This window comes from Flavobacterium sp. GNP002 (genome assembly GCF_054343795.1).
Genome location: NZ_JBTGUW010000001.1, coordinates 3,413,303 through 3,428,541, shown reverse-complemented (window position 1 = coordinate 3,428,541; position 15,239 = coordinate 3,413,303). Strand labels below are relative to the sequence as shown.

Below are 15,239 nucleotides of genomic sequence, written 5' to 3'. Positions count from 1 at the left end.
AAATATAAAAAAAATCCATTCGTTGAAGCGAATGGATTTTTTTTGTAATAATTATTTCGGTTTTGAATTAATAAGAATCGTCCATTTTCTTTTTTATGGCATCCAAACAAAGGTTGTTAATGCTTCCTTCGTGTGTATGTTTAGTTTCTTTTGGAGATTGAAAAGTACCATTTTCCAATTGTTCTGCAACCGCTTTATAGGCGTCTCTAAAAGGCATTCCAGCAACTACCATTTCGTTTAAGGTATCAACCGTAAATAAATAGTTGTATTTTGGATCCGCAAGAATATTGTCTTTTACTTTAATGTCTTTAATTGCAAAAATTGCGATATCCAAACAGGCTTTCAGGTTTTGAATCGCTGGAAACAATCCTTCTTTCAATAATTGTAAATCCCTGTGGTAACCACTTGGAAGGTTGTTTGTAATTAAAGTGATTTCATAAGGTAACGCTTGAATTTTGTTGCATTTCCCACGAATCAATTCAAATACATCCGGGTTTTTCTTGTGCGGCATAATGCTCGAACCAGTTGTAAGATGTGAAGGTAAAGTGATAAAATCAAAATTCTGACTCATGTACAAACAAACATCCATCGAGAATTTCGCCAAAGTTGCAGCCACGCTACTCATAGCAAAAGCAACTATTTTTTCTGATTTTCCACGGCTCATTTGAGCGGCAACCGAATTGAATTTTAATGTTTCAAAACCTAATTCCTGTGTGGTGAATGTTCTGTTGATAGGAAACGAGCTTCCGTAACCTGCAGCTGAACCTAATGGGTTTTGGTCTACAATTTTCAAAGCGGCATTCAACATTGTAATATCATCAATCAAAGTTTCGGCGTAAGCAGAAAACCACATTCCAAAAGAAGACGGCATTGCAATTTGTAGATGCGTATAACCAGGTAACAATACATTTTGGTGTTTTTCAGCTGATTCCATCAGTAAATCAAAAAGGCTTTTTACTTGCTCTTTCAGTTCTTTAACGACATCTTTCAGGTATAAATTAACATCTACTAAAACTTGGTCGTTACGAGAACGGGCGGTATGAATTTTTTTTCCGGCGTCACCCAATTTTACGGTCAGTAAATATTCGATTTTGGAATGCACATCTTCAAAGCTGTCTTCGATTTCGAAATTACCGTTTTCAGCATCTTTTATTATTTCTTCCAAAGCCAAAACCAAAGAAACGGTTTCGGAGTCTGTTAAAAGACCGATTTGTCCGAGCATTTTTGCATGTGCAATAGAACCTAATGCATCATATTTTGCCAAAACTAAATCCAGTTCTCTGTCGTTTCCAACGGTGAAATGTTCGATTTGTTTATCAGTTGGTATTCCTTTTTCCCAAAGTTTCATAAGTAGATTTTTAGATTTTTAGACAGTTAGATTTATAGACTTCTAAGGAGTCTGAATAAAGAAGTCTGAAAGTATTTTAATGTACAATTGAATTCCTTCTTCTATTTCGTTTATAAATATAAATTCGTCTGCCGAGTGTGACCGCAGGGTTTCTCCAGGTCCTAATTTCAAGGATTGGCAGCTCAAAACCGATTGATCCGAAAGGGTAGGCGAGCCATAAGTGGTTCTTCCCAATGCGATTCCGGCTTGTACTAATCCGTGAGCAACAGGAATTGATGACGCGTTCAAATGCATGGAACGCGGATTAATTTCTGCAGTTAAATGTTTTCTTACGGTATCTAAAATTTCCTGATTGTTATAGCAATCATTCACCCTGATATCGACAACCAAATGACATTCCGCAGGGACTACATTGTGTTGTTTTCCAGCTATTACTTGTGTTACGGTCATTTTTACGGGACCTAAAACCTCCGATATCTTTTCGAATTGGTAGCTGTTAAACCATTCGATAACGGGTATAGCATTGTAAATAGGATTGTCAGGATTGTTGTGTGCGGCATGACTGGCGGTACCTTTTACGATGACATCGAGTACCAATAAACCTTTTTCGGCTACGGCCAATTGCATTAATGTTGGTTCTCCCACAATGGCACATTCCAGTTCCGGTAAATGTTTCAAAACGCTGTTTAATCCATTTTTTCCACTGCTTTCTTCTTCGGCTGAAGCGACCATCACAATATTGTAAGGCAGATTTTCATTCGAATAAAAATGTACAAAAGTGGCTAAAAGCGAAACCAAACAACCACCCGCATCATTGCTTCCCAGTCCAAATAATTTACCATCTTTTACGATGGCTTCAAATGGATCATTGGTATAGCCTTGGTTTGGTTTTACGGTATCGTGGTGCGAATTCAGTAAAAGCGTTGGTTTGGACTTATCAAAATGTTTATTGAAAGCCCAAATATTATTATTCTCTCTTTCGAAAGGGATGTTATTTTGTTTAAACCAATTTTCGATTAAAAGGGCTGTTTGGTCTTCTTCACTTGAAAAGGAAGGCGTTTCAATCAGCGATTTTAATAGCGCAATGGCTTCTTGTGTAAGGATTTCTATACTCTTCATAGTGTAATTGTAGTGTACAATGCGGTCTTGTCTTGCAACATGCGGTGATGACCAATTTTTATTTTTTGAACTCCTTTGGATAAGCTGTTGAAACAGTTGTCTAATTTAGGAATCATACCGGAATGTATCGCTTTTTCGGTTTTTAATTTGGAATATAATTCTTGATTTATGTTCTCAATTACGGAAGAATCATCTTCGGCATTATATAAAACACCCGGTTTTTCGAAGCAATAATTCAAAGTAACATCAAAAACTTCCGATAAAGCATTGGCTAATTCACTAGCAATGGTATCCGCATTTGTGTTTAATAATTGTCCTTTTCCATCGTGTGTTATCGCACAAAAAACAGGAACGATACCATTTGAAAGCAACGTTTCCAATAATTGTGTATTCACTTTTTTTACATCGCCCACAAAACCATAATTGATGGTTGGGTGGTTTCTTTTATCCGATTGAATTAAATTTCCATCAGCACCGGAAAACCCCATTGCATTGGTTGAATTTGCTTGCAATTGAGCAACAATATTTTTATTGATTTGACCTGCATAAATCATCACAACTACATCAAGCATAGCGGCATCGGTGATGCGTCTTCCATCAATCATTTGAGGTACTAAACCTATACTTTCGGCCATTTTGGTAGCTGATTTTCCTCCGCCATGAACAAGTATTTTATACCCTTCAATCATAGAAAAATCAGATAAAAATTGTGATAATTCCGTTGGGTTATCAATAATGTTTCCTCCAATTTTTATTAGCGTTACTGGTTTTTTATTTTTCATTTTCCAATATTTTTTGTAACACTAATTGTGCTGAATACGTTCTATTGTTGGCTTGTTCGATAACAATTGAATTTTCGCTGTCAATCACTTCATCAGTAACAATTACATTACGTCTTACCGGTAAGCAGTGCATGAATTTAGCATTGTTAGTCAGTTTCATTTTATCGGCAGTTACAGTCCAATTTGGGTCGGAATTTGTAATCTGACCATATTCCTTGTAATTACTCCAGTTTTTGGCGTAGATAAAATCAGCATTTTCGAAAGCTTTGTCTTGGTCGTATTCAATCTTGGAATCTTTTGTGATTTCAGGATTCAATTCGTAGCCCTCAGGATGCGTAATAACAAAATCAGCATCTTGTAACTGCATCATTTCCACAAAGGAATTAGCAACCGCTTGAGGTAACGCTTTAGGATGTGGTGCCCAAGTCAAAACTACTTTTGGTCGGTGTTTAGTTTTGTATTCTGCCATAGTTATAGCATCGGCCAGCGATTGTAACGGGTGTCCGGTTGCACTTTCCATATTCACAACAGGCACAGTGGCGTATTTTAGGAAACCCATAAGAACGATTTCCGCATTGTCTTTTTGTTTGTCTACCAATCCGGCAAAAGCTCTGATAGCAACAATATCGCAATATTGGGAAACTACCGCGGCGGCTTCTTTAATGTGTTCCGAAGCACCGGAGTTCATGATGGCTCCATCTTCAAATTCAAGTGTCCAACCTTCGCTGGTAAAATTCATTACCATGACGTTCATTCCCAAATTCAAAGCCGCTTTTTGCGTGCTCAAACGCGTTCTCAAACTGGAATTAAAAAACAACATTCCTATGGTTTTGTTTTTACCCAGTTTTTTGTTTTTAAGGGGTTTTTTCTTGATTTTTAGCGCTTGTTTCACCCATTTGTCGAGCGAGTCTATGTTTTTTATGGAGATGTAGTTCATGTCTTAATTTGTTTAATCGGTTATTTGTTTAATCGATTAACCGAATTAACGATTAACCGCATCAACATTTTATAGAATTTTCGTAAAAGGTATTTCGTTTTTTAAAGCTTTCAAAATAAAATTATCTTCTAATCCGTTAACAATCCAGGTTTCGATAGCTGCGTTTTTGGCAATCGCCGAGGCTTCTATTTTAGATTGCATTCCGCCAGTTCCGTGCGAGGATTTAGAATCGCCAATCTCTTTTTCCAATACTTTTAAATCGGTTACTAGAGAAATCGTTTCAGGAACGGCATCATTAATGGATGCTTTGGTGTATATCCCGTTTGTATTAGTGGCAATAATAAGAATGTCAACATTTAATAAAACGGCCGTTAAAGCAGCTAATTTATCGTTATCACCAAACCGAATCTCATCCGTAGCCACCGTGTCATTTTCATTGATAATTGGAATGTAATTGTTTTTTACCAACACATTGATGGTGTTTACGATATTTACTTTAGATTGTTCTTTCTCGAAATCAGAATAAGAAAGCAAACACTGCGAAATCAGTAATCCTAAATCGCTGAAATTTTCATGATAAATCCGCATTAAATGGGGCTGACCAATCGAAGCTAATGCTTGTTTTACAAAAACATCTTTATCTTGATTTTCCAGTTTTACAAATTGTTTGGCTGCGGCGATCGCACCGGAGCTTACAATGATGAACTCGTAATCGTCTTGTAAAGCGGCTATTTGCATCCCAATATCTTCAATCTTTCCTCTCGAAATGTGATTTGTTTCTTTGGTTAACGTGTTGCTTCCTAACTTTAATAAAATTCTTTTTTTAGCCATTTTTAAAATTTAACCACAAAGGGCACAAAGTATTTTTATATATAACGCTTTAAAAACACAAAGGTCACAAAGCTGTTTTTTTATGTTTAATAATTGAAATATTTAATAATTTGAAAATTTCGTTTCATAATTTTTTAATATTTCAATCTTTCAATCTTTCAATCTTTCAATCTTTTAATTTTCAATTTATCTGATTTGTCCATTTCCGTAAATATACCACTTATTAGTAACTAAATGTTGCAAACCAATTGGTCCACGTTGGTGTAATTTGTCCGTGCTTATCGCCAATTCTCCTCCTAAACCAAATTGTCCTCCATCAGTAAATCGGGTAGAGGCGTTTTGATAAACGGCTGCCGTATCCACGTTTTCCATGAATTCCTGGGCAATTGCATCATTTTTTGTGATTATGGATGCCGAATGTCCGCCACAATATTTATTTATTTTGTCAATTGCTTCTTGATGCGAATTGGTTGTTCCAATAACAATTTTATAATCTAGAAACTCTTCGTGCCAAATTAAATCCGATTCAATCTGAGGAACGTTTGCTATTTTTGAAATACTTTCATCTCCTAAAACGGTTACGTTTCTTTGTTGTAATTCGGCAATTGTTTTCTTTGCAAAAGCTTCCCAATTTTCAAGATTTGTATCAATTAATACTTTATCTAGAGCATTGCAAACAGATATATTTGAGGTCTTTCCGTTAATAATAATATCAAGCGCTTTTTTCAAATCGGCTTCCTTATTTACATAAACAAAATTATTTCCTCGACCGCTTATAATTACCGGGCAAGTGGCGTGTTTTTTTACAAAAGCAATTAGGTTTTCACCACCACGAGGAACGATTAAATCCACTTTTTGTGTTGGTTTTTCCAAAAAAGCCTGCGTTTCTTCCCGATTGTAATTTAAGTATTCTACCCATTCTGTCGCAACATTATTTGCTGATAAAGCCTGATGCCACAATTCCACAATTTTTAAATTGGATAGTAAAGATTCTTTTCCGCCTTTTAATAAAATTTTATTACCCGATTTAAAAGCGATTCCGCCAGCTTCAACGGTAACATCAGGTCTGGATTCATAAATAATCATTATGGTCCCAAAAGCCGCTGTTTTATTGATGATTTTCATTCCGTTTTCATGGTCGAAATTAAAACGCTCCACACCAATAGGATCTTCTTGACTTGCTAATTGTTGCAGGGATAAAATCATCCCGTCAATTTTGGCATCATCAACCAATAAACGTTTTTCCATGGCCAAGTCATCTCCAGAATAGTTATTGATATCCTGTTGATTTATAGTCTTAAGATTGGCTCTTTCTTGTTCAAGAAGTTCGGCCATATGGCTTAAAACTGCATTTCGCTTTTCTATTGGTAATAAGTGGTTCATTAGTTTTTGGTTTGCTATTTTAGAAAAAAAAATCATTTCAATTCTGCCAATGCTTCTTTTAAAGCTATGATAAAGGTATCGATTGCTTCCTTCTTAATTGTCAATGGAGGAAGGATTCTTAATAAGTTTTTATTATTAGCGTTTCCGGTAAAAATATGTTTGTCAATAATCATTTTTTTACGAAGCGTACTTACGTCAAAATCAAATTCTACACCAAGCATTAATCCTCTTCCTTTTACTTTAATAACATCAGGAACTTGTTTGATTGCTTCTAAAAAATAGGCGTAAACGTCATTTACGTTATCCATTAATTTTTCGCTTTCAATCACATCCAAAACTGCTATTCCGGCAGCACAAGCCAAATGGTTTCCACCAAAAGTAGTTCCCAATAATCCGTAACTCGCTGTAAATTTTGGAGAAATCAAGATTCCGCCAATAGGAAATCCGTTACCCATTCCTTTAGCTAAACAAATGATATCTGCTTTGATGTTATGATGTTGGTGGGCAAAAAACTTTCCGCTTCTTCCGTATCCGGATTGCACTTCGTCCAAAATCAATACAACATCATAAGCGGCACATAGTTTTTCTAATGCCTGAAAAAATTCAGTTGTTCCTTGGTCTAAACCCCCAACTCCTTGAATTCCTTCAATTATAACAGAAGAAACATCTCCTTTTTTTAATTCGTTTTCTACCAACTCGATATTATTTAATGGTAAAAAAGTTACGATTTGTTGTGCATTGATTGGCGCAACAATTTTTTTGTTATCTGTAACCGCAACTGCCGCCGAAGTTCTTCCGTGAAAGGAATTGTCAAAAGCAATAACACGCGATTTATTATTGTGAAAAGAGGCTAATTTCAAAGCATTTTCATTGGCTTCAGCTCCAGAACTGCACAAGAATAAAGTATAGTCTTCCAATCCGGAAAGTTTTCCTAATTTTTCTGCTAATTCTACTTGCAATGGATTCTGAATCGCATTCGAATAGAAACCAATATTATCCAATTGATTTTTTAATTTGGTAACATAATCCGGTTGGGTGTGTCCAATGGAAATTACTCCATGACCACCATATAAATCTAAATATTCCACTCCTTTTTCATCTGTAATCGTGCAATCTAGTGCTTTTACGGGAGTGATGTTGTATAATGGGTAAACGTCAAATAAGTTCATTTTTTAATTATTTAAAGATTTAAAAATTGAAAAATTTAAAGATTTAAGTCGTTTTTAAATCTTTTATTGTTTTTAGAATTCTAATAATTTTTCAATCATTAAATTCTTCAATCTTTTAATTATTTTAAAATCCGCTTGGTTTCAAATGCAATCCTGTGGTTTCATCCAATCCAAACATTAAATTCATGTTCTGTATAGCTTGTCCTGAGGCTCCTTTTGTTAAATTATCAATTACTGAAGTGATCAATAACCGGTTTCCTTTTTTCATTAAACTAATAATACATTTGTTAGTTTGTACCACTTGCTTCATATTGATTCCAGTGGTCGTAACAGTTACGAAAGGTTGGTCTTTATAAAAAGCTTCATATTTCGCAACTACATCTTCCAGACTTTCTTCGATTGTTGTGTATAATGTTGCAAAAATTCCTCTCGCAAAATCACCTCTGTTGGGTACAAAAATCAATTCGTTATTATAATCCGCTTGCAATTGATTGACGCTTTGGTTTATTTCGCCCAAATGTTGGTGTTCAAAAGCTTTGTAATGCGACATATTATTCGATCTCCAGCTAAAATGCGTCGTTTCTGAAGGTGTAACTCCGGCTCCTGTGCTTCCGGTTGTAGCATTGATATGAACGTCAGTTGCTAGTATTCCGGCTTTCGCCAAAGGCAATAATGCCAGTTGAATCGCTGTTGCAAAACAACCTGGATTAGCAATAAATTGAGCATTTTTGATAGCCGCTTTATTCAATTCAGGCAAACCGTAAACGAAAGATTTGCTATTGAAGTCTTTGTCTTTGGTCAATCTGAAATCATTTCCTAAATCGATGATTTTGGTATGACTCGCAAATTGATTTTGCTCTAAAAATGATTTTGATTTTCCATGACCCAGACACAAGAAAACAACATTCACATTTGGATTTACAGTATCGGTAAAATTCATTTCGATATCACCCATTAAATCATGATGTGCAACATGAAGAGGTTTCCCAGCATTTGTCGTGCTGTAAACAAAATCAAGTGTAGCATTGGGATGAAACATCAATATTCTGATGAGTTCTCCTGCTGTGTAACCCGAACCTCCAATTATTCCAATATTGATCATAATTTTAAATTTTAAAACGTATTTAGAATTAATCCTTTGGGAGTAATTCAATTTTTATTTTTTTTAACCACATAGATTTAATAATTTTTGAAAGTCGTTTCACTTTATTAGAGAAAATCATAGCTATGTGAACCCACAAATGGGCTATTTAACTCTTCTTTTCTATGCTTCTATGTGGTTAAATTTTTTATTAATCATGTGTGAGTTTATTTACGGATGAGAATATGTTTTGCGCATTCCCCAGAATTTTGATAAATCCTTTGGCATCGTCAGATGTCCAAGCATTGTTCATTTCCCCATATTGTCCAAAACCGGTATTCATTAAATCATTTTCAGATTCAATTCCGTCTAATGTAAAGTGATATGGTTTTAACGAAACAATAACGGTTCCGTTTACAGTTGTTTGCGTGTCTTCTAGGAAAGCCTCGATGTTTCTCATCACAGGATCCAAGAATTGACCTTCGTGAAACAACATTCCGTACCAGTTTCCAAGTTGTTCTTTCCAGTATTGTTGCCATTTACCCAGCGTATGTTTCTCTAATAAATGGTGTGCTTTGATGATGATTAAAGGCGCAGCAGCTTCAAAACCAACTCTTCCTTTAATTCCGATTATCGTATCACCAACATGGATATCTCTACCAATTGCATACGCGCTGGCCAGTTTTTCTAAGGCAACGATGTTTTTTGTTGGTGTGTTCAAAGTCCCATTGATGCCTACTAATTGTCCTTTTTCAAATTGTAGTGTTACTTTCTCTTCTCCGGTTTTTTGCAATTGAGAAGGGTACGCTTCACTTGGTAAAGTTTGATTTGATGTCAATGTTTCTTTACCGCCTACGCTAGTTCCCCACAATCCTTTATTAATGGAATATTGTGCTTTTTCCCAAGAATAATGAACTCCGTTTTTAGATAAATAATCCACTTCTTCCTGTCTTGATAATTTCAAATCTCTGATAGGTGTAATGATTTCAATTTCGGGAGCGATGGTTTGGAAAATTAAATCAAAACGAATTTGGTCATTCCCTGCACCAGTACTTCCGTGAGCAATAGCTTCTGCACCAACAGATTTTGCATATTTAATCGCCTCGATAGCTTGAAAAACACGCTCGGCACTTACGGATAATGGGTAGGTATTGTTTTTTAACACATTTCCATAAATCAAATATTTAATGGCTTTATCATAATATTTATCAACGATTGTAAGATTTGCATGTTGCGCACTTCCTAATTCGTAAGCCCTTTCTTCAATAGCGGCTAGTTCAGCTTCATCAAATCCGCCTGTATTTATAAGAACAGTGTGAACTTCGTATCCTTTTTCGTTTTTTAAATATTTTAGGCAATATGAGGTATCTAATCCTCCACTGTATGCTAATACTACTTTTTTCATGATATTATTTTTTTAAGAACAAGGCTTCTTTAATTAATTTTAATCTGTTTAACACTCTGACATTAAATGGATGTTTAGGCGGATCTTTAGGTTTTTCTTTTGGATCATAAAGCATTCCGGTGCACAAACACATTTTGTTGTCTTTACTTTTTAGGATTTCATAATTGGTACACGTTTGGCATCCTTTCCAAAAACTTGGATCGCTGGTCAACTCTGAAAAAGGAACGGGCTTGTAACCTAAATCGGAGTTGATTTTCATTACCGCAAGACCAGTTGTGATTCCAAAAACCTTAGCATCGGGATATTTTTCTAATGAATAGTCAAAAACAAATGATTTGATTTTTTTTGCTAAACCTAAATTTCTGTAATCAGGATGTACAATCAATCCGGAATGTGCCACAAATTTCCCATGCTGCCAACTTTCGATATAGCAAAAACCAGCAAATTTCCCATTGTCTAAAGCAATGACAGCATCTTTGCTTTCCATTTTTTTCTGGATGTATTCAGGAGTTCTCTTAGCAATTCCCGTACCTCTCATTAGTGCGGACAATTCTATAGTATCGCATATTTCTTGCGAATACTTATAATGTTCTTCCTGTGTTGTTATAATAGAAATATTCATTTCAAAAGCTGAATTTTTGAGTTATAAAATGATTTGTAATTTTGTATTTGAAATGGCTCTCTGCTAAATTGAACTATAATATCAAGCCAGTTGACTGTTGCACAATAAATTGAACCACAATGTAATAGTAATAAATAAGTATTAGTTTTTGGATATATTAATCCAATGGAAAATAGCGGTAATTTCAAAACGGAAAAAATGAAAAATGAATAAAGATACGAAACAGCTTTTGGGTACTATAGTTATAGCATCCGTACTTCGGGAGAAGTCGTAAGTCTGTTTGTCCGTGACAAAGAAGTTATATGTAAACTTGTTTTATTCATTGGTGCAAAAGTACACATATTTTTAAAACACAACACTAATTTTGTATTTTGTAACAAAATTTTAATATAATGTTGATTTTTTTTAAATTAAAAAACTCCTTGATAGGTTTAATTATCAAGGAGTTTTGTGTAGTAGTATAGATTTTATTGAATTAGTTTCTAAACCTGTTTCTACTGATAATATCTTTTATTTTAGCTTTTAAATCTTCTCCGGTGTCATAAACCATTTGTTCATTGCTAGGAAAAGCTACCGCTCTTTTGTCAAAATAAGAGTAATAATTATCATCAGAAGCGCGTCGATCTCCCTTATAAGTGGCGTAAATATTTTCGAAAATATACTCACTGGCTATAGGGAAAGATTGTAATAATTGATTGCTTCTAAAGTTTATATAGTCAACTTTAGCTGTAATTTGACAGGATTTAAACTGTCTGAATTCATAAATGCGTACTGTTGCATTTCTCATATCATCCACCATCACCACTTTCCCTTTTTCGTCTAGAACTTCTTTTCCGTTGGCGTCAATCAGTTTTTTGACACCATCTTTTATAATGCGGTCTTTTACAAACTCTCTTTCTTTTATTTGCTCTGGCGAAATATAAATATGTCTAAAGTTGATAACCATTCCATAATCATAATCAATTCCTTTTTGTTTGTTACTGTGGTAAACGGTCCATTTATCATTTAAACCATAAGTACTGAAATCCAATAAATCATTCTGCAGACGAACCGGAATAATCATATTCGTTTCATTTTTAGTGTAAACCGAAACATAATCAGAACCTTTAAATTTAGCTTCATCCATGAGTTGTAAAACGTTTTTATAATTTGGAGTTATTTGGTTTAAATATTCCATATCGTCATACGCTTTTCGGTAATTCATCTTGTCAGACGTTCCCATCAATTTTTTTGCATTGGCATACAAATAAGCTGATAAGGCATTTTTGCTGTCAATGATTTGATCGTTATAATTATCAAATGGAAAAATGGCATTCCTGCCTTCTTTAATTAGTTTCAAAGGAAGTAACGGTTTGATTTTTTCCTGACGGGAATTCAATTGTAAATAGGTGTTGTACATTTTTTCCAATTGTGCAGGATTAGCATCTTTAGCTAACAAATTTATAGTATTTAAATCACGTTCTTTTGCTTTGGCAAAAGCCTCTTCTAGCAAGTAAACATAATCTTGTTTGCCTTTTTTATCTTTATTGGTTCGTAAATTTGAAACGGCATTATCAATTGCTTGATCGTAATTTCCAGAGCTTAATAAATTTTGAGTTTGTTTTACGCCACAAGAAGAAATAAGGATAAACAAGGATAATAAAAGAGTAATTTTTTTCATAAGCGTTACTGTTAAGTAAATGATTTTTTGAAGCTATTTCTGCTATTTTTAAGCAGATTTATTGGTTTTGATTTTTAAAATCCAAAAATAATGCCACAAAAAAACCTAACAAAAATAGAATAAATGTTAGGTTTTAAAAAGTGTATTTCTAATTTTTTATTGTCTCACAAAAGGAGGAAGTAATTTACTGGAAACTTCACCAAAACCAATTCGAACCTGACCATTTTGGCAAAAACCTTTCATGATTACGGTGTCATTGTCATTGATAAATTTACGCTCTGTTCCGTCGCTCATTTTTATTGGATTTTTTCCACCCCAAGTTAATTCTAACATGGAACCAAAACTATCTTCAGTAGGTCCGGAAATAGTTCCTGAACCCATCATGTCGCCAGAATTTACGCGACATCCATTAGAAGTATGATGTGCTAATTGTTGACACATTGACCAATATAAATATTTGAAATTGGAGTGTGAAACAACAGTTGGTTTTGCATTTTCAGGCTGAATTGCGACTTCTAAATTGATATCAAAAGAATGTTTTCCTTTTTGTTGTAAATAGGGAAGTGGAGTAGGTTCTTGTTTTGGTCCTTTGGTTCTAAAAGGTTCCAAAGCATCCATAGTAACTATCCAAGGAGAAATTGAAGATGCAAAGTTTTTTGCTAAGAATGGTCCTAATGGTACATATTCCCATTTTTGAATGTCGCGGGCACTCCAGTCATTCAATAAAACCATTCCAAAGATATAATCTTCAGCTTCGGTTACAGCAATGTTTTCGCCCATTATATTTACATCCGTAGTAATGAAAGCAGTTTCAAGTTCAAAATCGACTGAACGAGAAGGGCCAAAAACCGGAGTAGTTTCTCCATTCGGCAGTGTTTGTCCCATTGGTCTGTGAACCGGAATTCCTGATGGAACGATTGTAGAACTTCTTCCGTGGTAGCCTACAGGAATATGCAACCAGTTTGGTAATAATGCATTTTCGGGATCGCGGAACATTTTTCCTACGTTGGTTGCGTGCTCTTTACTAGAATAAAAGTCTGTGTAATCACCAATAAGTACTGGTAATTGCATTTCGACATCTTCCATCTTGAAAATTATAATGTCTCTATCTTTGGCGTTATTTTGTAGTTTCGAATTTGTCACATCAAAAAGCTCCGCAATTCGGTTTCGTACCAAACGCCATGTTTTTTGACCATCAGAAATAAAATCATTTAAAGTATCCTGCATGAACATATCATCCGTCAGTTCAATACCTTCAAAATAATTTAATTGTTGTAAAGCTCCCAAATCGATTGCAAAATCACCAATTCTTGTTCCTACGGTTACTATATTTTCTTTGGTAAGAAAAACTCCAAAAGGAATGTTTTGAATAGGGAAATCACTGTTGACAGGTACTTCTAGCCATGATTTTCTATTGGTATCGTTAGCTGTTATTGGCATATTTTGTTAATTATTTTGTTAAAAAATTACTCATCAAATATATTATAATCTAACTATTAACCAAACGTTTTTTTGTATTTTTGCATCAAATTAACGAAAATCAAAAAAATGCAACGCGACGAACAAATTTTTGACCTTATTCTAGAAGAACAAGAAAGACAAATTCACGGATTAGAACTTATTGCTTCGGAAAACTTCGTAAGTGACGAAGTAATGGAAGCAGCTGGTTCTGTTTTAACTAACAAATATGCTGAAGGATATCCTGGCAAAAGATACTACGGCGGTTGTGAAGTAGTTGATGTTGTTGAACAAATTGCTATTGACAGAGCCAAAGAATTGTTTGGAGCTGCTTATGCAAATGTACAGCCTCACTCCGGTTCACAAGCTAATACAGCGGTTTACCACGCATGTATCAAACCAGGTGATAAAATTTTAGGTTTTGATTTGTCTCATGGAGGACACTTAACTCATGGTTCACCAGTTAATTTTTCGGGTCGTTTATACACGCCTTCTTTTTACGGAGTAGATAAAGAAACTGGAAGATTAGATTATGATAAAATTCAAGAAATAGCTATTAAAGAACAACCAAAATTAATCATTGCAGGAGCTTCGGCTTATTCTCGTGATATGGATTTTGAGCGTTTCAGAGTAATTGCTGACAGTGTTGGTGCTATTTTATTGGCTGATATTTCGCATCCTGCAGGTCTTATTGCTAAGGGTTTGATGAACGATCCATTGCCACATTGTCATATTGTAACTACTACAACTCACAAAACATTACGTGGTCCCCGTGGAGGATTAATCTTAATGGGTAAAGATTTTGAAAACCCGTTTGGTTTAACAACTCCAAAAGGAGAAATCAGAATGATGTCTTCTTTATTGGACTTAGCTGTTTTTCCCGGAAATCAAGGTGGTCCATTAATGCACATTATAGCTGCAAAAGCAGTAGCTTTTGGCGAAGCTTTGAAAGATGAATTTTTCACATATGCTTTACAATTACAAAAAAATGCTAATGCTATGGCGGATGCTTTTGTAAAAAGAGGATATGAAATTATTTCTGGCGGAACAGACAATCACATGATGTTGATTGATTTAAGAAACAAAAATATTTCTGGAAAAGATGCTGAAAATGCATTGGTAAAAGCAGAAATTACCGTAAATAAAAACATGGTTCCATTTGATGATAAATCACCATTTGTAACTTCAGGTATTCGTGTTGGAACTGCAGCTATTACCACTCGTGGTCTTGTTGAAGAAGATATGGAAACTATTGTGGCTCTAATTGACAGAGTTTTAGTGGATCACACTAACGAAGATGTTATCGAAGCGGTAGCAAATGAAGTAAATGAAATGATGAGCGAAAGAGCTATTTTCGTATACTAAATAAATACGTTTTAAAGTTTTAAAGTCGAAAGTCGAAAGTCTTTGAATAGAATTTAATATTCTGTCTTAGTTTTGGCTT

13 protein-coding genes are annotated in these 15,239 nt (G+C 34.7%); 1 reads left to right on the top strand and 12 read right to left on the bottom strand.

Going from position 1 to position 15,239, the window contains the following annotated elements:
• Positions 1-67: 67 nt before the first annotated feature.
• From argH to fahA, 12 genes are all read right to left on the bottom strand, one after another.
• Positions 68-1,348: an argininosuccinate lyase gene (argH, locus tag ACXX80_RS14970; RefSeq protein WP_458553947.1), complete on the bottom strand. Its 1,281-nt coding sequence runs from the start codon at positions 1,346-1,348 to the stop codon at positions 68-70.
• Positions 1,349-1,390: 42 nt separating this feature from the next.
• The gene (locus ACXX80_RS14965; RefSeq protein WP_458553946.1) at positions 1,391-2,467 is read right to left on the bottom strand and encodes a M20 family metallo-hydrolase; all 1,077 of its coding nucleotides are present in this window, start codon (positions 2,465-2,467) and stop codon (positions 1,391-1,393) included.
• Entirely contained in the window at positions 2,464-3,249 is a 786-nt protein-coding gene (gene argB, locus ACXX80_RS14960; protein WP_458553945.1) for an acetylglutamate kinase, read from the bottom strand. The genes ACXX80_RS14965 and argB overlap by 4 nt, the downstream gene beginning before the upstream one ends.
• Positions 3,239-4,186, bottom strand: a complete 948-nt coding sequence (locus ACXX80_RS14955; protein ID WP_458553944.1) for an N-acetylornithine carbamoyltransferase — start codon at positions 4,184-4,186, stop codon at positions 3,239-3,241. Before ACXX80_RS14955 ends, argB begins: the two co-directional genes overlap by 11 nt.
• Positions 4,187-4,255: 69 nt before the next feature.
• Positions 4,256-5,017: a glutamate 5-kinase gene (gene proB / locus ACXX80_RS14950; RefSeq protein WP_458553943.1), complete on the bottom strand. Its 762-nt coding sequence runs from the start codon at positions 5,015-5,017 to the stop codon at positions 4,256-4,258.
• 186 nt (positions 5,018-5,203) lie between these two features.
• Complete coding sequence (locus ACXX80_RS14945) at positions 5,204-6,400, bottom strand: glutamate-5-semialdehyde dehydrogenase (protein WP_458553942.1); 1,197 nt, start codon at positions 6,398-6,400, stop codon at positions 5,204-5,206.
• 32 nt (positions 6,401-6,432) lie between these two features.
• A complete protein-coding gene (locus tag ACXX80_RS14940) occupies positions 6,433-7,569 on the bottom strand; it encodes an aspartate aminotransferase family protein (RefSeq protein WP_458553941.1) in 1,137 nt (378 codons plus the stop codon).
• 124 nt (positions 7,570-7,693) lie between these two features.
• Positions 7,694-8,671 carry an N-acetyl-gamma-glutamyl-phosphate reductase gene (gene argC, locus ACXX80_RS14935; RefSeq protein ID WP_458553940.1) on the bottom strand — a complete coding sequence of 326 codons (978 nt, stop codon included), beginning with the start codon at positions 8,669-8,671 and terminating at the stop codon, positions 7,694-7,696.
• Between the two features lie 190 nt (positions 8,672-8,861).
• Positions 8,862-10,055 (bottom strand): argininosuccinate synthase, encoded by a 1,194-nt coding sequence (locus ACXX80_RS14930; RefSeq protein ID WP_458553939.1) that lies wholly within the window; start codon positions 10,053-10,055, stop codon positions 8,862-8,864.
• Positions 10,056-10,059: 4 nt separating this feature from the next.
• Complete coding sequence (locus ACXX80_RS14925) at positions 10,060-10,677, bottom strand: GNAT family N-acetyltransferase (RefSeq protein ID WP_458553938.1); 618 nt, start codon at positions 10,675-10,677, stop codon at positions 10,060-10,062.
• Positions 10,678-11,152: 475 nt separating this feature from the next.
• On the bottom strand, positions 11,153-12,337 hold the full coding sequence (locus tag ACXX80_RS14920; RefSeq protein ID WP_458553937.1) for a hypothetical protein: 1,185 nt from the start codon (positions 12,335-12,337) through the stop codon (positions 11,153-11,155).
• Between the two features lie 156 nt (positions 12,338-12,493).
• Positions 12,494-13,777: a fumarylacetoacetase gene (gene fahA, locus ACXX80_RS14915; RefSeq protein ID WP_458553936.1), complete on the bottom strand. Its 1,284-nt coding sequence runs from the start codon at positions 13,775-13,777 to the stop codon at positions 12,494-12,496.
• Between the two features lie 108 nt (positions 13,778-13,885).
• Here fahA and glyA point away from each other — a divergent pair, with 108 nt between their 5' ends.
• Complete coding sequence (glyA, locus tag ACXX80_RS14910) at positions 13,886-15,160, top strand: serine hydroxymethyltransferase (RefSeq protein ID WP_458553935.1); 1,275 nt, start codon at positions 13,886-13,888, stop codon at positions 15,158-15,160.
• Positions 15,161-15,239 lie beyond the last annotated feature (79 nt).

Bases quoted from the DNA above. Each gene is read 5' to 3' on its own strand.
- fahA (WP_458553936.1), bottom strand. From the start codon at position 13,777: ATGCCAATAACAGCTAACGATACCAATAGAAAATCATGGCTAGAAGTA.
- ACXX80_RS14925 (WP_458553938.1), bottom strand. From the start codon at position 10,677: ATGAATATTTCTATTATAACAACACAGGAAGAACATTATAAGTATTCG.
- ACXX80_RS14920 (WP_458553937.1), bottom strand. From the start codon at position 12,337: ATGAAAAAAATTACTCTTTTATTATCCTTGTTTATCCTTATTTCTTCT.
- argC (WP_458553940.1), bottom strand. From the start codon at position 8,671: ATGATCAATATTGGAATAATTGGAGGTTCGGGTTACACAGCAGGAGAA.
- ACXX80_RS14955 (WP_458553944.1), bottom strand. From the start codon at position 4,186: ATGAACTACATCTCCATAAAAAACATAGACTCGCTCGACAAATGGGTG.
- ACXX80_RS14945 (WP_458553942.1), bottom strand. From the start codon at position 6,400: ATGAACCACTTATTACCAATAGAAAAGCGAAATGCAGTTTTAAGCCAT.
- ACXX80_RS14965 (WP_458553946.1), bottom strand. From the start codon at position 2,467: ATGAAGAGTATAGAAATCCTTACACAAGAAGCCATTGCGCTATTAAAA.
- proB (WP_458553943.1), bottom strand. From the start codon at position 5,017: ATGGCTAAAAAAAGAATTTTATTAAAGTTAGGAAGCAACACGTTAACC.
- argH (WP_458553947.1), bottom strand. From the start codon at position 1,348: ATGAAACTTTGGGAAAAAGGAATACCAACTGATAAACAAATCGAACAT.
- ACXX80_RS14930 (WP_458553939.1), bottom strand. From the start codon at position 10,055: ATGAAAAAAGTAGTATTAGCATACAGTGGAGGATTAGATACCTCATAT.
- ACXX80_RS14940 (WP_458553941.1), bottom strand. From the start codon at position 7,569: ATGAACTTATTTGACGTTTACCCATTATACAACATCACTCCCGTAAAA.
- argB (WP_458553945.1), bottom strand. From the start codon at position 3,249: ATGAAAAATAAAAAACCAGTAACGCTAATAAAAATTGGAGGAAACATT.
- glyA (WP_458553935.1), top strand. From the start codon at position 13,886: ATGCAACGCGACGAACAAATTTTTGACCTTATTCTAGAAGAACAAGAA.